Genomic DNA, 15,383 nt, shown 5'->3' on the forward strand with positions numbered 1-15,383 from the left:
AAACGCAGTACGTCGGTGCAGGGGTCTCGACGACGCTCGCTGGCGCTCGCTGCTCGACCAGCGGCCCGGGTCAGCGACCCCGTGACGCCGCCGCTCGCCCGGCTCTGCGGCCGAAGAACGAGCCCTCGCCGAGCTGGGTGCCGGAGCAGTAGCCCTTGCCGTCCTGGGCGATGTTGGACGCGCAGGCGCCGGCGGCGTAGAGGCCGGGGATGACCGAGCCGTCGGGGCGCTGCGCCTCGCCGTCGACCGACACCCGCAGACCGCCGAGCGTGAAGCCGGCGTACATCGCCTTGCCCAGCCGCAGGTCGAAGACCGCCCACGGACCGACGCCCTGGGGTGCCAGCCACTCCGGCGCCTTGTGGAAGTCGACGTCCTCGCCGGCGGCGGCCAGCTCGTTGTAGCGCTCGAGGGTCTTGGCCACCGACCCCGCGGGCAGCCCCAGGGCGTCCTCGAGCTCGGTGATCGTCTCGAAGCCGTCGATGAGCGGCACGAGCGGGAACTTGGGGTACTCCACGTGCTCGCTGTCGACGATGAGGTACGCCGCGGAGTCCGGCTGCTCCATCACGAACTGCGAGGTGCGCGAGTGGTAGCCGTCCTCGTTGCAGAAGCGCTCGCCGTCCTGGTTGACCACGAACCCGGTGATCAGCGACGCCGGCGGGTAGAACGGCGCGGTGATGAACGGCTCGTCCATGTGCTTGAGCTCGGCCCCGACCGAGGCGCCCAGCCGGATGCCGAGGCCGTCGTCGTACGTCGAGCCGAGCGTGAACGGCTTCTCCGCGAGCCGCGGCGTGTGCTCAGCGACCATGTCCGGGTTCATCACGAACCCTCCGGCGGCGATGACGACCGCACCGGCGACGTACCCGGTCTCCTCGAACGACTTCCACGCCAGGCCGCGCACGGCACCGGACCCGTCGGCGACCAGGTGGGTCGCGCCGGTCTCGTAGCGGACCTCGACCCCGGCCTCCTCGATGCGCTCGCGCAGGAGGTCCATCACCATCTTGGTGCCCTCGGTGTCACCGGGCACGGGCACCTTGTGGCCCCGGGGCGCGGGGCGCGCCTGCTCCTTGTACGGCCAGACCTTCTCGTTGCCGGTGTACATCAGGCCCTCGGTGCCGGGCTGGATGACGGCCTTCTCGGGGTAGTAGGAACGCTCGAACTCGAAGCCCAGCGCCTCCAACCACTCGAAGTGCTCGACCGACCCTTCGCAGTAGGCACGGATCTTGTCGTGCTCGGGCTCCTTGGAGACCGCGACGAGGTACTTGTACATCTCCTCGGGGGAGTCCTCGTGGCCGGTCGCCTGCTGCACGGCCGTGCCGCCGCCGAGGTAGAAGTGCCCGCCGGACATGCTCGAGGTCCCGCCGTGCACGGCGGCCTTCTCCAGCAGCAGCACCCGGGCGCCGGCGCGGGCCGCCTCCAGCGCGGCACACCCGCCCGCGATGCCGAACCCGACGACCACGACGTCGTACGTCGGCGCGTCGGTCAGGACCTCGGCGGGCAGGACCTCGGGGATGGCGGTGCCTCGGCTCATGCGCCAAATCTAGAACAAGTTCCACTTCCATGCGATCCTGTCCGTCGTGGGCATCCTGATCGACCTCGACGGCCGCGAGCAGGTGCTCGGCGGTGACGGGGCGCCCGACGACGGCTCGCTCGCGGCCGCGCTCGGCTGGACGCTCAAGCCCGAGGGGCTGTGCCGGGGCGAGACGTGCGTGCCGCTGCTGGGACGTCCGGTGCTCGAGGCGCTCGGCCTGCTGGCTGCCCGCGACGGTGACGGCGCCGACCAGGTGGTCGCGCTCGCTCCCTCGGCGGAGTCCCATCGTCGCGAGCTCGCCGAGGGTCGCGCTCCGTCGCTGACGCTGGACGACGTCGACGGCAACCCGCTCTCCTTCGACGACTACTCCGGGCACAAGCGGGTGCTGGTCACCTGGGCCTCCTGGTGCGGGTGCCGCCACGAGCTGGGTGGCTGGCAGCGGCTCCAGGACGAGCTGGCCGACGCCGGACTCCGGCTGTTCTCGGTCGCGCTCGACGCCGACCCCGAGGACGCCCGCCCCTGGATCGAGCAGGCGGCGCCGTCGTACCCCGTCGCCGTCGACACCGCGCACGTGACCGCCGAGCGCTACGGCATCACCAACGTTCCGTCGGTGGTGTGGGTGGATGAGGACGACCGGATCGTGAAGCCTCCGACGATCGCGCCCGGGGACGACCAGTTCGTGGAGTTCACGCGGATCGAGAGCGCCCGCCACCACGACCTGCTCCGCGCCTGGGTGCTCGAGGGCAGCCTCCCGGAGTCGTCCGCCGCCGCACCCGTCCAGCGCACCGACGAGGAGCAGCTCGCGCTGGCGCACCGGCGGATCGCGGCCCACCACCAGCGAGTCGGTCGCACCGAGGCGGCCCGCGCGCAGCTCGCGATCGCCCAGGTTCTCGCGCCGTGGGACTGGACCGTGCGCCGCGGTGGCATCGCGATGACCGGCGGCGACCCGTTCCTCGGCGAGGAGTTCACCTCGTTCTGGGAGGAGTGGGACGCCTCCGGGCGGCCCGGCTACACCCCCACCGGCTGAACGGCCGGCGCCCGAGCGGCGAGTGCGCGCACCGATAGACTGGACACCCGCGCCCCCGACGACTGCAAAAGGTGATCTGTGTCGTTCGACGTCCACGAGCTCGACACGTTCATCCTGGTCGGCTCCGTGGTCACGTTCTTCGCGATCCTCGCCGTGCGGGTGTCCACCCGAGCCGGCCTGCCGAGCCTCCTGATCTACCTGCTCATGGGCGTGGCGCTGGGCGAGTCCGGGGCCGGCATCCAGTTCGAGAACTACGAGGTCGCGCACGCCGTCGGCTTCGCGGCCCTCGCGGTGATCCTGGCCGAAGGTGGTCTCACCACCAACTGGCGCGAGATGCGGTCCTCGATCCGGCTCGGGGTCTCGTTGGCGACGCTCGGGGTGGCGGTGTCGGTCGCGGTCGTCGCGGTCGCCGGCCACTACCTGCTCGGCATGCCGTGGGAGCTGGCCGTCCTGCTCGGCGCCGTCACCTCGCCGACGGACGCTGCGGCGGTGTTCTCGGTGCTCCGGGTGGTGCCGCTCCCCAAGCGCCTGACCGGTGCGCTCGAGGCCGAGTCGGGTCTCAACGACGCCCCCACGGTCGTGCTCGTCACCCTGGTGTCCAGCGGCGCGGCCGCCGAGCACGCTCCGCCGGTGCTGCTCGGGATCATCGCTTACGAGCTCGCGATCGGCGTCGCGCTCGGACTCGCGGCCGGCTTCGGCGGCGCCTGGGTGATGCGGCGGGCCGCGCTGCCGTCGTCCGGCCTCTACCCGCTCGCGGTCATGACGCTGGCGTTCCTCGGCTACGGCGTCGCGACGTTCGTCCACGGCTCCGGGTTCGCCGCGGTGTACGTCGCCGCGCTGGTGCTCGGCAACTCCGAGCTGCCGCACCGCGCGGCCACCCGGTCCTTCGCCGAAGGACTCGCCTGGCTGGCCCAGATCGGGCTGTTCGTCACGCTCGGGCTGCTGCTCTCGCCGGGTCGCATCTCGCTGTCCACAGTGGGTCTGGCGATCGTCGCCGGCCTGGTGCTCACGCTGGTCGCCCGCCCGCTGTCGGTCCTGGTGAGCTCGGTGGTGCAGCCGATGCCCTGGCGGGAGATGTCGTTCGTCTCCTGGGCCGGGCTGCGGGGTGCGGTGCCGATCGTGCTCACGACCATCCCCCTGGCCGAGCACGTCGAGGACTCCACGCGGCTGTTCGACCTGGTCTTCGTGATGGTGGTGCTCTACACGCTGCTCACCGGGCCGACGCTGCCCGCCGTGGCCCGCGTGCTCAAGGTCGCCCGGCGCTCCGAGCCGCGCGGCCTCGAGGTCGAGGCTGCGCCGCTGGAGCGGATCGCGGCCGACCTGCTCCAGGTCTTCATCTCGCCCGGGTCACGGATGCACGGTGTCGAGGTCGGCGAGCTGCGGCTCCCGCGCGGCGCATCGGTGTCGATGGTGATCCGCGAGGGGCACACGCTGGTGCCGGAGCGGCGGACCGTGTTGCGCCACGGTGACGACCTGCTGGTGGTCACCCCGCGCAAGCTGCGCTGGCAGACCGAGGAGCGACTGCGCCAGGTCAGCGAGCGGGGCCGCCTGGCCCAGTGGCTCGTCGACAAGCCGGCCCGGCGTCCTCCGGCCTGACCAGCAGCCCGATCAGTCGATCGGCGGGCTGCAGATCGTGGCGTCGTCCGCGGCGAGGACCGACCGCTTCCCGCTGCGGAGGTCCTTGAACGCGTCCCCCACGACGATCGTCACCCCGACCCCCAGGGGGTCGCGGCGCTCGACCTCGACGTCGGGCCCGAACCGGCTGGCCACGAGCTCGACCGCGGGGCTCTCGGGGTCTTGCGTCCAGATCTGCACGGTGCCGACCCGCGCGCTCACGTTGCCCTCGACGCCCGCGGCGAAGCCGTCGTCGGTGAGCAGCTGCATCGTGCGCCCTGCCAGGCCGTCGCGGGTGCCTGCGTTGTAGACGCTGACGGTGACGTCCTGGGGATAGACCTTGGTGCCCGCCTCGACCGTGCGGTCGACGCAGAGAGGGGTGTCGACCTTGGCGGGCAGCGGCTTGGTGGCAGCCGACCAGCCCCACAGGGCGGCGAGCGCCAGGAGCAGGCCGAGCGCCGCCAGGGTGATCGCCGACCGTGCCCCCTCGACCATCAGCCCTCCAGCGTGTGGACCCGCGCGTGCAGGACGTTGCGCTGCTGGAGGGCCGCCCGCAGGGCCCGGTGGAGCCCGTCCTCGAGGTAGAGCTCGCCGTTCCACTCGACCACGTGGGCGAACAGGTCACCGTAGAACGTGGAGTCCTCGTCGAGGAGGGCCGCCAGCTGGAGGGTGTCCTTGGTCGTCACCAGCTGGTCGAGACGCACCTGCCGGGGCGGGACCGCCGCCCAGGCCCGGGAGGAGAGACCGTGGTCGGGGTAGGGCCTCCCGTCACCGACGCGCTTGAAGATCACGTCGCGACTATAACGAGGCCCACCCCGACGCCGATCGCGGTCGACTCCAGGGTCAGGCCGACCAGCGCACCGCGTCGTCGAAGTAGTCGGCGAGCGCGTGGACGCCGCGCAGGTCGGCGCGCTCCTCCATGAGGCTCGTCAGGCGCTGGGCGTGCCGCACGCGCAGGTCCGTGCGTTGCTGGCGGAGCCGGTCGAGGTCGCGGTCCGGCGTGGTGGTGGGGGTGTCCATCTCGGCCTCCATCGGTCGGTCGGGTCGCTCGGAGGGAGCAACTTCGGTTTCCAGGATGCCAAAGATGTGTCGCCGGCAGGTTTAATGCGCGTTACGGCGAGATCAACCGCGGGCTTACGTTCGGTGCAGAACTGGAATACGTTCTCGTTTCGTGAACGACGTCGTCGATGACATGACCGAGATCTGCCGGCTCAAGTACCGCTACCTGCGCACTCTCGACACCAAGCGGTGGGACGAGTTCGCCGGCTGCTTCGTGCCCGAGGCGACCGGCGACTACAACGGCCTGGTCTTCGACGACCGCGCGGCGCTCGTGGCCTACATGCGGGAGAACCTCGGCGAGGGGCGGATCACCCTGCACCAGGCACACCACCCCGAGATCGACGTCGACGGGGACACCGCCACCGGTCGGTGGTACCTCCAGGACAAGGTGATCGTGCCCGAGTTCAGCTTCATGCTCGAGGGCGCCGCGTTCTACGAGGACCGTTACGTCCGGACCGCCGAGGGCTGGCGGGTCGCGCACACCGGCTACCGGCGTACGTTCGAGATGACCTACAACCTCGCCGACCTCCCGGGGGTCGCAGTCAAGGGTCCGGGCGAGCACACCCACGTGTGACCCCCTCGCCCGGTCGTCGGGCCGCGTCACAGGCGCGGCGCGGACCAGGCGACCTGCACCACCTCGACCCCACGGTCGCGCGTGACGAGCCGCGCCCGGCCAGGAGCCGCGGGCTGCGGCCGCTGGGAGCCCAGCAGAGGTCCCTCGTCGGGACTGCCCGAGAGCAGCAGGCCGGGCGCCGCGAGATCGCGGAGCGACTGGATGACCGGCTCGTAGAGCGCGCGCGAGGCACCGCCCGTGCGGCGCGCGAGGACGACGTGCAGCCCGACGTCGCGGGCCTGCGCGAGCAGCGGGACGAGTGCCTGGAGCGGCGATGCCTGTGACGTGGCCACGAGGTCGTGGTCGTCCACGACCACGAACACCTCGGCCCCCGACCACCACGACCGGTCCCGCAGCTGCGCCGGCGTGACGTCGGGGCCCGGCAGCCGGGCCTGCAGGTAGGACGCCAGCTCCGTGAGCGCCGATGTCGCCCGTTCGGTGGAGGTGAGGTAGTCGAGCAGGTGGTCCCCGGGCACCTCGCCGAGGAGCGAGCGCCGGTGGTCGACCACGACCAGCTGCGCCTCGCGTGGCGACCGGGTGCGGATCACCTCGCGGCAGTAGCTGCGCAACAGTCCGCTCTTGCCGGCCCCGCGGTCGCCGAACACCAGCAGGTGCGGCTCGGCGTCCGGGTCGAGGCCCACGGCCCCGAGATCCTGCTCTCGGACGGCGACCAGGAGCTGGCGGTCGGAGGTGCGCGGGCCGGCGACCGCACGCACTTCGTCGAGCGTGACCGTGGTCGGGAGCAGCCGCAGCGGCGGGGCCGTCGGGCCGGTCCAGGCGGCGGCGACCCGGGCGACCAGGTCGCTCACACCCTCGCCCAGCGTGGCCGCATCGCGGCGGCCGTCGATGCGCGGGAGCGCGGCGAGGAAGTGCAGCCTGCTCGGCACCAGCCCCCGTCCCGGCCGGCCGGTCGGCACCAGGGCCGCGGCCACACGGTCGACCTCGGAGTCCAACGGGTCGCCCAGCCGGAGCTCCAGGCGGGTGCCGAACAGGTCCCGGGTGGCGGCTCGGACGTCGGCCCACCGGGCCGCCGCGACGAGGAGGTGCACGCCGAAGGCCAGGCCGCGCCCGGCCAGCTGCTGCAGCTCGCTCTCGAGATCCTCGAACTCGGCACGCACCGTGCTCCAGCCGTCGACCACGAGGAAGACGTCGCCGTGACCGTCGTCGCAGCGCCCGGCGGCCCGCCGGGAGCGGTAGGCCTCCATGGAGTCGAGCCCACGCGCGTGGAAGTACGCCTCCCGCCGGTCGACGACGCCCCGGACCTCGGCGACCACACGCCGCACGGCCTCGGGCTCGCCGCGGGTCGCGACGCCCGCGACGTGGGGAAGTCCGTCGAACGGCGCGAACGTGCCGCCCCCGAAGTCGAGCACGAAGAACTGGGTCTCCTGGGGTGTCGTCGCCAGCGCGAGACTCGCGACCATCGTCCGGAGCAGCGTGCTCTTGCCGCTGCGCGGACCGCCCACGACCACCGCGTGTCCCGCGGATCCCGTGAGGTCGACGGTCAGGGTCTCGCGTCGCTGCTCGCGAGGCCGGTCCACCGTCCCGACCGGGACCACCAGCCCGTCGCGGGCGCGCCAGGACGGCGAGACCAGGCCGGTCGGGGGACGGGCGGTCAGGTCGGACATCAGGTCTGCGAGGGTGTCGGGCTCGTCGAGCGGGGGCAGCCAGACCTGGTGGGCCCGCGGGCCGCGCCCGGACATCCGGCGTACGGAGAGCTCGAGCAGCGACTCGCGTCGGGTGACGGGCTCGACGGCCGGGGGCTGCTCAGGTGGGCCGACGGCCGGGTCGGCGACCTCGGTCAGCGTGAACGGCAAGATGCCCTGCCGCGGCTCGTCCTGCTGGAGCGCGGCCGACGTGCGCCGGGGCCCGGAGACGTAGGAGGCCTTGAAACGCACGGTCGTGGTGGGGTCGGGCCTGAGGAGGCCGACGCCCGGGTCGGCCGGCAGCTCGTAGGCGTCGGGTACGCCGAGAGCCGCGCGGGACTCCGCCGCGCTGAACGTGCGCAGGCCCAGGCGGTAGGACAGGTGTGACTCCAGCCCCCGCAGCCTGCCCTCCTCGAGGCGCTGGGAGGCGAGCAGGAGGTGGAGCCCGAGCGAGCGGCCGAGCCGCCCGATCGCGACGAAGAGGTCGATGAACTCCGGCTTCGCGGCGAGCAGCTCCGAGAACTCGTCGACCACGACGAACAGGGACGGCATCGGCGCGAGGTCGGCGCCCGACGCCCGCGCCCTCTCGTACTCGTGGATGGAGGAGACGTTGCCCGCGGAGCGCAGCAGCTCCTGTCGGCGGACCAGCTCGCCGGCCAGGGCGTCCTGCATGCGGTCGACGAGCGGGAGCTCCTGGGCGAGGTTGGTGATGATCGCCGAGACGTGCGGGAGCCCGGACATGCCGGCGAACGTCGCGCCGCCCTTGAAGTCGACCAGCACGAGGTTGAGCTGTTCGGGGGAGTGGGTCAGGGCGAGGCCCAGCACCAGGGTGCGCAGCAGCTCGGACTTGCCGGACCCCGTCGCGCCGATCACGAGGCCGTGCGGTCCCATGCCGGCCTGGGCCGACTCCTTGAGGTCGAGGTGGACGACGGCGCCGTCCTCGCCGAGGCCGATCGGGACCCGCAGCCGGTCGCGCTCGGCACGCGGCCGCCACCCGGTCTCCGGGTCGAAGGGGTCCTGGAGCAGCGTCAGGTAGTCCCGAGGACGCCGAGCCTCCTCGAGCCCCGCTCGGACCTCGGAACCCTGCAGGCGCAGCGGGGCGAGCCGTCGGGCGAGTGCCTCGGCGTCGGCGACGGTGAGCTGGTCGCCGAGGACGGGGAGCGGCTCACCGCGCCCGTGCACGACGACCGCGGCCCACCCGCGATCCCGGCGGCGGTCGTCGCCCCCGGGAGCGGGGGCGTCGGCGCGCGCATCCACGAGCCGGACGCGCACGCGCGCCGGGTCGTCGAGCTCGTGCCAGCGAGACGGCAGGTCGACCACGGTGATGCGGGGCGATCCGTCGCGACGTACGACGAGCTCCTCGGGCGGCTCGACGCCGTCGACCACGAGGAGGACGTGCGGCCCGACCTCGCCGTCGGCGGGCTCGACCGGGAGCAGGGCGCCCAGGTCGGACGCCGCGGTGGCGACGGTCCGCAGCGGACCGATCGCGTCGCGGCGACGATCGCTGTGGGCGTGGGGGAGCCACTTGACCCAGTCCCAGTGCGGCAGGTGGGCCGGGGAGGCGAGCACGGCGACCCGGAGGTCGTCGGGGGAGTGGAAGGTCGCGGCCGAGCAGACCACGGACCGGGCGAGCGCCCGCGCCGCCTCCTCGGGGCCGCACACCTCGATCCGGCCAGCACCACGCAGGTCGACGGCGACCGGCAGGTCGCGCTGGGAGCGGTGCACCGCGACGAGGCGCTGCACCGCTCGGGTGGCGACGACGTCGGTCTCGTGGCCCGTCGGGACCGACGGTGCGACCAGGTCGAGCGCCAGGGGCTGGGCGCCGACGCCGTAGCGCACCCGCAGGAAGAGGGGGTGGCTCTCGCCGCGCTCCCAGACCCGGGACCGCTCGCAGGCGAGCGCGGCCAGGTTCGCGGGGTGCGGGTGGCGCCAGGTCAGTGCCGCGCGCTGTCGCGCCGCGGCGTCGCGGACGACCCGGCGTACGTCGGCGAGGTAGCGCAGGTAGGCCGTGCGGGGGCCGGCGACCTGGCGCTGCCGTCGCTGACGGTCGACCTGCACGAGGACGAACCCGAGGGTCGAGAGCAGGAAGAGCCCGGCGGCGATGAGCGCGCGTCCCCCGCTGGCGCGGCCCATCGTCGCCACGAGGGCGATCGACCCGAGGCTGCCCAGCAGCGGGAGGGCGTTCATCAGCACCCCGCTCCCGCCCTCCCGGGGGTGCAGCTGCGGCGGTGGGTCGAGCACGACCGTGCCGGCCGGGATCTCCGGGTCGTCGAGGGGCGCGGCACGCAGCATGGTGGTCATCGGTGCTGGTCCTCTCGCGTGGCGGTCCCCCGGCCGGGCCGGGTGCTGTGCCGACCGCCTACCCCGAGCGAGTGCCGCCGACCCCTGGAGCGGTCCGGGCTGTGGACGACGCGCGGTTCTCCACAGGTCGGCGGACCGCCGGTTTCCGGCCCGACCGGGTCGGGCAACCGATCGGAGACCGTCCGGGACCGACCCCGAGCGGATCGCCGGACAACACACGCGAGTCCCGGGCGGCGCGGCCGCCGCGGGGGAAGGAGCTGCGACATGTCGTCTGCACCGGAGATGGGACAAGGCGAGGGCACCCTCTCGCGAGCCGCCGGCCTGGTCGCTCAGGCCAGGGCCGACTTCGACGTCCTGAGCAACCGCCTCGAGCAGCAGATCCTCGGCCAGCAGGGCGCCTGGGTGGGCGCCGGAGGCTCGGCCTTCTTCAGGCTGCACCAGGCCTGGACCGACAAGCAGCGGGCGATCACGGGTGCGCTGCACGAGTTCGAGGCAGCGCTGAGCTCGACCGAGAAGGACAACCTGCGCACCGACGAGGCGCAGTCGTCGACCTTCGCCCGCGTCGCCGGACGCCTCGGCTGACGCGGTCCCTGACCGTCCCACCCCTCACCCAACTCCCACCACCGCACCAGGAGCAACGACATGACCCTCGACGGACTTCGCGTCAACCACGCCGGCCTCGACACCGTCGCCGACGACCTCGGCCAGGCGGTCTCCCGCATCGACGAGCGGCTGCACCGCCTGGAGGCCGAGCTCGCGCCGCTGCGCAGTGACTGGACCGGCAGCGCCCAGCAGTCCTACGTCCGAGCCAAGGCCACGTGGGACCGGGCCATGCAGGAGATGAAGGGCCTGCTCCACGAGACCAGCGCCACGGTCGTGCAGTCCAACGCCGACTACCGTTCCGCGGACCTGCGCGGCGCCGCATCGTTCGACCTCTGAGCAGGCGGGGCCGATGGACCGACGAAGCCGACCTGCCGAGCCGGCGCCGCGCGGACCCGGTCCCGTGCGCGTCACCGTCGCCTCCTCGACACGACGCGTCGACCTCGTCCTCCCGGGCGCGATCCCGGTCGCCGAGCTGGTGCCGGAGCTCGCGCGCAGCGTCGGTCTGCTCGGTCGAGCCACGGCCCATGCGGGTTACCGGGTCCTCACGGCGAGCGGTCACGAGCTCGAGCCGGATGCAGGGCTGGTGGCGCAGGGCATCGAGGACGGCGGCCTGCTGACGGTGGCCACGGGCGACGTCGAGGGCGGCGCCTCCCGCCTCGACGACGACGCGGCCGAGGCGCTCGCCGAGCTCGTCGACCGCGACGCCGCGGCCCGGGCCGGAGCGCTCGGTCGTCGGGCCACCTGGTGCGCCGGCGTCCTGGGCCTGGGCCTGGGTGCCGTGGGGCTCGTGGTCCACCGTGGCTCGTCCGTCGGGTGGCCGGTCGCGGCGAGCGTCTCCGTCGCCCAGCTCGCCGGCGCGGTCGCAGCCTCACGGGCCCGTCCCGAGCCCGGGGCCGCGGCCACCCTCGGCGTGCTGGGCGCGACGTACGCCGCCGTCGCGGGGCTGCTCGTCTCGTCCGGCGCTGCTGCCTCGACCGGCACGGCCGTCGCCGCCGCGGGCGGGGCTGCGCTCGTCGCCGGGCTCGTGTGTGTCGTCGGGCTGCGCGCGGGGCGGGTCTCGGGTCTGCCGGCCGTCGTCGTCGGCGCGATCCTGCTGGCGGTCGGGCTGGCGTGCCGGGTCGCCGATCTCGACCCCGCCGTCCTCCTCGCGGCCGCGCTGGTGGTGGTCGTGCTCGCGAGCGCGGCCTTCCCTGCCATGACGCTCACGCTCACGGGCGCCGCCGCCCGTCATCTCGACGAGCGCGGCGACGCGCCGGTCGACCAGGCGGGCCTGCTCGCCGACGCGCGGCTCGCGCAGGAGATCCTGCTGGGCCTCTCGGCCTCCGTGGCCGCCGTGCTGGTCGTCGTCGCGCCGTTGAGCGTCTCGCTCGGGCCGGCGGGGGCCACCCTCGCCGTGCTGTGCTGCGTGGCCGTCCTCGTGCGGACCCGGCGGCACCGCTCGGCAGCGCTCGTCCTCGCCGGGCTCGGCGCCGGCGGCGCCGGACTCGCCACGACGGTCCTGGCGGCGCTGTGGCTGCAGCCCGGGTGGCGCCTCGGTCTGTCGCTGGCCCTCTGCGCGCTCGGCGCACTGGCGCTCGCCGTCGCGGCGCGGGGGCCAGGGCCCGGCATGGTGCCGCGCCTGGCCCGGCTCGCGGACCTGCTGGAGGCGGCGGTGCTGCTCGCGCTGCTGCCGGTGCTCGTGCTCGCCGGGGGCGTCTTCAGCGCCCTCCGGTCCTGAGGAGGTGGCCGTGGGCTCGCCCTCCGAGCTCGTCGAGGCGCACACCTTCGAGAGGCGCCGTTTCACCGGCGCCCTCGTCTCCGGCAGCGACCGCCTGGGCCGTGAGGATCGGCAGCGGCCCGTGCGGGCGGTGGTCGGTGGCCTGGCGCTCGCCGTCCTCCTCTGCGCGGGCGCGGTGGTCGCCCGCCTCCTGTCGCCCGGCCCGCCCGACGACTGGACCAGCCGCGGCCTGATCGTCTCCGCGGACACCGGGCAGGCGTTCGTGATCGTGCCCGAGGATGCGCACGAGGGTGCAGACGAGGATGCCGGGGTCGAGCTGCGGCCGGTGGCCAACCTCACGTCGGCCCGGCTGGTCCTCGGGTCGGATGTCGAGCCGGCGGTGGTCTCCCAAGAGGCGATCGACGGGCAACGGGTCGGGCCCGAGATCGGCGTCCCGGACGCTCCCACCAGCCCGCCACCGCCGGCACTGCTGGTGCAGACCGGGTGGAGCGCTTGCCCCTCCGGCGCGCAGCGGCCCCTGCTCCGGCTAGGCGGCGAGGCGCCACGACCGGTGGCGGGTGCCGCCCAGGTGGTGGCCGTCGACGGGCGCTCCTACCTGGTGGCCGACGTCCAGGTCGACGGTGAGCCGCCCGCGGCGTACTCCCTCCCACTCCCCGACACCGACGCCGTCGACAACCTGCTGGTGTCTCTCGGGCTGCCCGCCCGGGTGCTCGCGTCGCGGGTGCCGCGTGCCTGGCTCGACCTGGTGCCGACTGGGGCACCGCTCACCTGGGCGAGCTTCGGGCTCTCGGGGGCGGGGACGCGCCCCGCTGGATGGGACGCCGCCGGCGTGCCCGGCCGGGCCACGGTCGGCGACGTGCTGGTCGACCCCGTGGGCGAGGCCGTGGTGATGACCCGCGCCGGCCCTGCCGGCCTCGATCCGTTCGCGGCAGCCGTCTACGGCCACACCCGGATGCCGACCGGGTCCGCGCCCGCCCTGATCCCCGTGCGCCGGCTGCCTGACCTCGCCCGGGTGAGGTGGCCGGCAGGCGACCTGCACTGGCCGACCCGCCTGCCCGTTCCGCTCGGGAGCGACCCGTGCGCGGTGCTCGTCGCGGACGGGGACTCCGCGGCTGTCGTCCGGCTCGGCACGAGGCCGGAGGACGACGCCGGCTCTGATGCTCCCGGTGTCCACGTCGACCCGGGTCACGGCGCGCTGGTACGCGACATGCGAGCGGGACACGACTCCGTCGCGGTGCTCGTCGACAGTGCCGGCCTCGCGCACCCGGTCGAGGGTGAGGACACCCTCGAGCGACTCGGGTACGCCGACGTCGTCCCGCCGACGGTCCCGCACGCCTGGATGCGGCTGTTCGCCGCCGGTGCGCCGCTGTCGCGGGACCGGGCGCTGTGTGGGCGGGTGTCGTGTGGGTGATCGGACCGAGTGGGCAGCGTCCGTTCGTGTGAGGGGTCTCGATACGCCCGTCGCGACCTCCTTCATCGGTCGCGGGGCTGCTCGACCTGCCGTTCCGTCGTGCAGGTGCTGGGCGGTGCCGAACGACTCGACCATCACGTGCTCGGCGCCCTCGACCGGCTCGGGGCCGGGAGCCTGGCGGGCACCGCTGCCGGGCCGATCCCAGGTACGACGAACGGCGTCGCACATCGCGCGACGCCGTTCGAGTGGCGGAGGATAGGGGATTCGAACCCCTGAGGGCTGTTAACCCAACCCGCTTTCCAAGCGAGCGCCATAGGCCACTAGGCGAATCCTCCGCGGAGGAGAGTACCGGTCCGGCGCCGCGGGGACGAATTCGCCGCGGAGGGTCTCCCGCGGACCGGCCGGTCGAGGTGGGACCCGTCTTGGTGGGGCGTGCAGCGCTCACCTAGACTCGGGGCAACCCCCCGTGTGGCGGCACCTCACCCAATCCCCCAGGGCCGGAAGGCAGCAAGGGCAAGTGAGCTCTGCCGGGTGCGCGGGGGGCCTCTGCATTTCCGGCGGCGCTCGCGCGAGAGCGGGAGGGGTGGCCGCCACGGCACCGCTACCGGCTGTCGGGGCCGGTCGTTAGGGTTCATGCGTGGAGTCACCCCTGGCGCTGTACCGCCGCTATCGCCCCGAGACCTTTGCGGAGGTCATCGGCCAGGCTCACGTGACGGAGCCGCTGCGCGTGGCGCTGGCCAACAACCGGGTCAACCACGCCTACCTCTTCTCCGGGCCCCGCGGCTGCGGCAAGACGACGTCCGCGCGCATCCTCGCCCGTGCGCTCAACTGCGACCAGGCGCCGGTGGCCGACCCCTGCGGAGAGTGCGATAGCTGCCGCGACCTGGCGCGGGGCGGGCCGGGATCCATCGACGTGATCGAGATCGACGCGGCGTCCCACGGTGGTGTCGACGATGCTCGTGACCTGCGTGAGAAGGCGTTCTTCGCCCCGGTCCGCAGCAAGTACAAGGTCTACATCATCGACGAGGCCCACATGGTCACGACGCAGGGCTTCAACGCCCTGCTCAAGCTCGTCGAGGAGCCGCCGCCGCACCTGCGCTTCATCTTCGCGACCACCGAGCCCGACAAGGTGCTGCCGACGATCCGGTCGCGCACGCACCACTACCCGTTCCGACTGATCCCGCCGCGGCTGCTCTCCTCCTACCTCTCCGAGCTCTGCGCCAAGGAGGGCGTCAGCATCGACCCTGCGGCCCTCCCGCTGGTCGTCCGAGCGGGCGGCGGCTCGGCGCGCGACACGCTCTCCGTGCTCGACCAGCTGCTCGGTGGTGCCGGACCCACCGGCGTCACCCACGAGCTCGCCGCCGGGCTGCTGGGCTACACGCCCGACACCCTGCTCGACGAGGTCGTCGACGCGTTCGCCGCCGGCGACGGCGCCGCCGTCTTCGCGGTGGTCGACAAGGTCGTCGAGACCGGCCAGGACCCTCGACGGTTCACCGAGGACCTGTTGCGGCGGCTGCGCGACCTGGTGATCGTCGCCGCCGTGCCCGATGCTCCGGCGACCGGGCTCATCGACGTGTCCGAGGACCAGGGCGAGCGCCTCGTCGCTCAGGCCGCCCGCTTCGGTGCGGCCGAGCTGAGCCGCGCGGCCGACATCGCCGCCACCGGTCTGACCGAGATGCGGGGCGCGACCGCGCCCCGGCTGCTGCTCGAGCTGTTGTGCGCGCGCATCCTGCTGCCCGGGGCCGACCACGCGACCGACGGCGTGATGGCCCGGCTGGACCGCCTCGAGAAGCGGCTCACGATCACCGGCGTCCCCACCCCGGCGGCCGCGGCCCCCGCCGCGCCGCCCGCCCAGGACCGCCCGGCG

At 73.8% G+C, this 15,383-nt stretch carries 13 protein-coding genes, 1 tRNA gene and 1 other RNA gene; 9 read left to right on the forward strand and 6 right to left on the reverse strand.

Annotation, left to right across the window (positions count from 1 at the left end; genetic code table 11):
- Positions 1-70 precede the first annotated feature (70 nt).
- Complete coding sequence (locus Q0L15_RS09570; RefSeq protein ID WP_296603920.1) at positions 71-1,528, reverse strand: FAD-binding protein; 1,458 nt, start codon at positions 1,526-1,528, stop codon at positions 71-73.
- A gap of 46 nt (positions 1,529-1,574) precedes the next feature.
- On the opposite strand from Q0L15_RS09570, the gene Q0L15_RS09575 reads away from it, so the two are divergent.
- Entirely contained in the window at positions 1,575-2,555 is a 981-nt protein-coding gene (locus tag Q0L15_RS09575; RefSeq protein ID WP_296603921.1) for a TlpA disulfide reductase family protein, read from the forward strand.
- Between the two features lie 78 nt (positions 2,556-2,633).
- Positions 2,634-4,151, forward strand: coding sequence for a potassium/proton antiporter (locus Q0L15_RS09580; protein WP_296603923.1), 1,518 nt, complete (start codon positions 2,634-2,636; stop codon positions 4,149-4,151).
- 12 nt (positions 4,152-4,163) lie between these two features.
- Here the strand turns inward: Q0L15_RS09580 and Q0L15_RS09585 are convergent, their stop codons facing one another.
- The 3 genes from Q0L15_RS09585 to Q0L15_RS09595 are packed head-to-tail and all read right to left on the reverse strand — an operon-like array spanning position 4,164 to position 5,189.
- Positions 4,164-4,664 carry a LytR C-terminal domain-containing protein gene (locus Q0L15_RS09585; RefSeq protein WP_296603925.1) on the reverse strand — a complete coding sequence of 167 codons (501 nt, stop codon included), beginning with the start codon at positions 4,662-4,664 and terminating at the stop codon, positions 4,164-4,166.
- Positions 4,664-4,960: a type II toxin-antitoxin system VapB family antitoxin gene (locus Q0L15_RS09590; protein ID WP_296603926.1), complete on the reverse strand. Its 297-nt coding sequence runs from the start codon at positions 4,958-4,960 to the stop codon at positions 4,664-4,666. Before Q0L15_RS09590 ends, Q0L15_RS09585 begins: the two co-directional genes overlap by 1 nt.
- Before the next feature lie 52 nt (positions 4,961-5,012).
- Positions 5,013-5,189: a hypothetical protein gene (locus tag Q0L15_RS09595; RefSeq protein WP_296603927.1), complete on the reverse strand. Its 177-nt coding sequence runs from the start codon at positions 5,187-5,189 to the stop codon at positions 5,013-5,015.
- 151 nt (positions 5,190-5,340) lie between these two features.
- Here Q0L15_RS09595 and Q0L15_RS09600 point away from each other — a divergent pair, with 151 nt between their 5' ends.
- On the forward strand, positions 5,341-5,802 hold the full coding sequence (locus Q0L15_RS09600) for a nuclear transport factor 2 family protein (protein WP_296603928.1): 462 nt from the start codon (positions 5,341-5,343) through the stop codon (positions 5,800-5,802).
- A gap of 26 nt (positions 5,803-5,828) precedes the next feature.
- Here Q0L15_RS09600 and eccCa read toward each other — a convergent pair whose 3' ends face one another.
- On the reverse strand, positions 5,829-9,785 hold the full coding sequence (gene eccCa, locus Q0L15_RS09605; protein ID WP_296603930.1) for a type VII secretion protein EccCa: 3,957 nt from the start codon (positions 9,783-9,785) through the stop codon (positions 5,829-5,831).
- A gap of 264 nt (positions 9,786-10,049) precedes the next feature.
- On the opposite strand from eccCa, the gene Q0L15_RS09610 reads away from it, so the two are divergent.
- The 4 genes from Q0L15_RS09610 to Q0L15_RS09625 are packed head-to-tail and all read left to right on the forward strand — an operon-like array spanning position 10,050 to position 13,516.
- Positions 10,050-10,367, forward strand: a complete 318-nt coding sequence (locus tag Q0L15_RS09610; protein WP_296603932.1) for a hypothetical protein — start codon at positions 10,050-10,052, stop codon at positions 10,365-10,367.
- Positions 10,368-10,427: 60 nt separating this feature from the next.
- The gene (locus Q0L15_RS09615; RefSeq protein WP_296603933.1) at positions 10,428-10,724 is read left to right on the forward strand and encodes a WXG100 family type VII secretion target; all 297 of its coding nucleotides are present in this window, start codon (positions 10,428-10,430) and stop codon (positions 10,722-10,724) included.
- Positions 10,725-10,737: 13 nt separating this feature from the next.
- Positions 10,738-12,105, forward strand: coding sequence for a type VII secretion integral membrane protein EccD (eccD, locus tag Q0L15_RS09620; RefSeq protein ID WP_296603935.1), 1,368 nt, complete (start codon positions 10,738-10,740; stop codon positions 12,103-12,105).
- Between the two features lie 10 nt (positions 12,106-12,115).
- Positions 12,116-13,516, forward strand: a complete 1,401-nt coding sequence (locus Q0L15_RS09625; RefSeq protein WP_296603936.1) for a type VII secretion protein EccB — start codon at positions 12,116-12,118, stop codon at positions 13,514-13,516.
- A gap of 246 nt (positions 13,517-13,762) precedes the next feature.
- On the opposite strand, the gene Q0L15_RS09630 is transcribed toward Q0L15_RS09625, so the two are convergent.
- A tRNA-Ser gene (locus tag Q0L15_RS09630) sits at positions 13,763-13,851 on the reverse strand.
- 123 nt (positions 13,852-13,974) lie between these two features.
- Here Q0L15_RS09630 and ffs point away from each other — a divergent pair.
- Positions 13,975-14,064, forward strand: an RNA gene (gene ffs / locus Q0L15_RS09635) — signal recognition particle sRNA small type.
- Between the two features lie 89 nt (positions 14,065-14,153).
- On the forward strand, positions 14,154-15,383 hold a 1,230-nt coding region (locus tag Q0L15_RS09640; RefSeq protein ID WP_296603937.1), incomplete at its 3' end, for a DNA polymerase III subunit gamma and tau.

This window comes from Nocardioides sp., from assembly GCF_024509035.1.
Lineage (GTDB): Bacteria > Actinomycetota > Actinomycetes > Propionibacteriales > Nocardioidaceae > Nocardioides.

What these genes read in the sequence shown, in the direction of transcription:
- Q0L15_RS09585 (WP_296603925.1), bottom strand. Translation starts at nt 4,664, where the DNA reads ATGGTCGAGGGGGCACGGTCGGCGATCACCCTGGCGGCGCTCGGCCTG.
- Q0L15_RS09595 (WP_296603927.1), bottom strand. Translation starts at nt 5,189, where the DNA reads ATGGACACCCCCACCACCACGCCGGACCGCGACCTCGACCGGCTCCGC.
- Q0L15_RS09615 (WP_296603933.1), top strand. Translation starts at nt 10,428, where the DNA reads ATGACCCTCGACGGACTTCGCGTCAACCACGCCGGCCTCGACACCGTC.
- Q0L15_RS09570 (WP_296603920.1), bottom strand. Translation starts at nt 1,528, where the DNA reads ATGAGCCGAGGCACCGCCATCCCCGAGGTCCTGCCCGCCGAGGTCCTG.
- eccD (WP_296603935.1), top strand. Translation starts at nt 10,738, where the DNA reads ATGGACCGACGAAGCCGACCTGCCGAGCCGGCGCCGCGCGGACCCGGT.
- Q0L15_RS09610 (WP_296603932.1), top strand. Translation starts at nt 10,050, where the DNA reads ATGTCGTCTGCACCGGAGATGGGACAAGGCGAGGGCACCCTCTCGCGA.
- eccCa (WP_296603930.1), bottom strand. Translation starts at nt 9,785, where the DNA reads ATGACCACCATGCTGCGTGCCGCGCCCCTCGACGACCCGGAGATCCCG.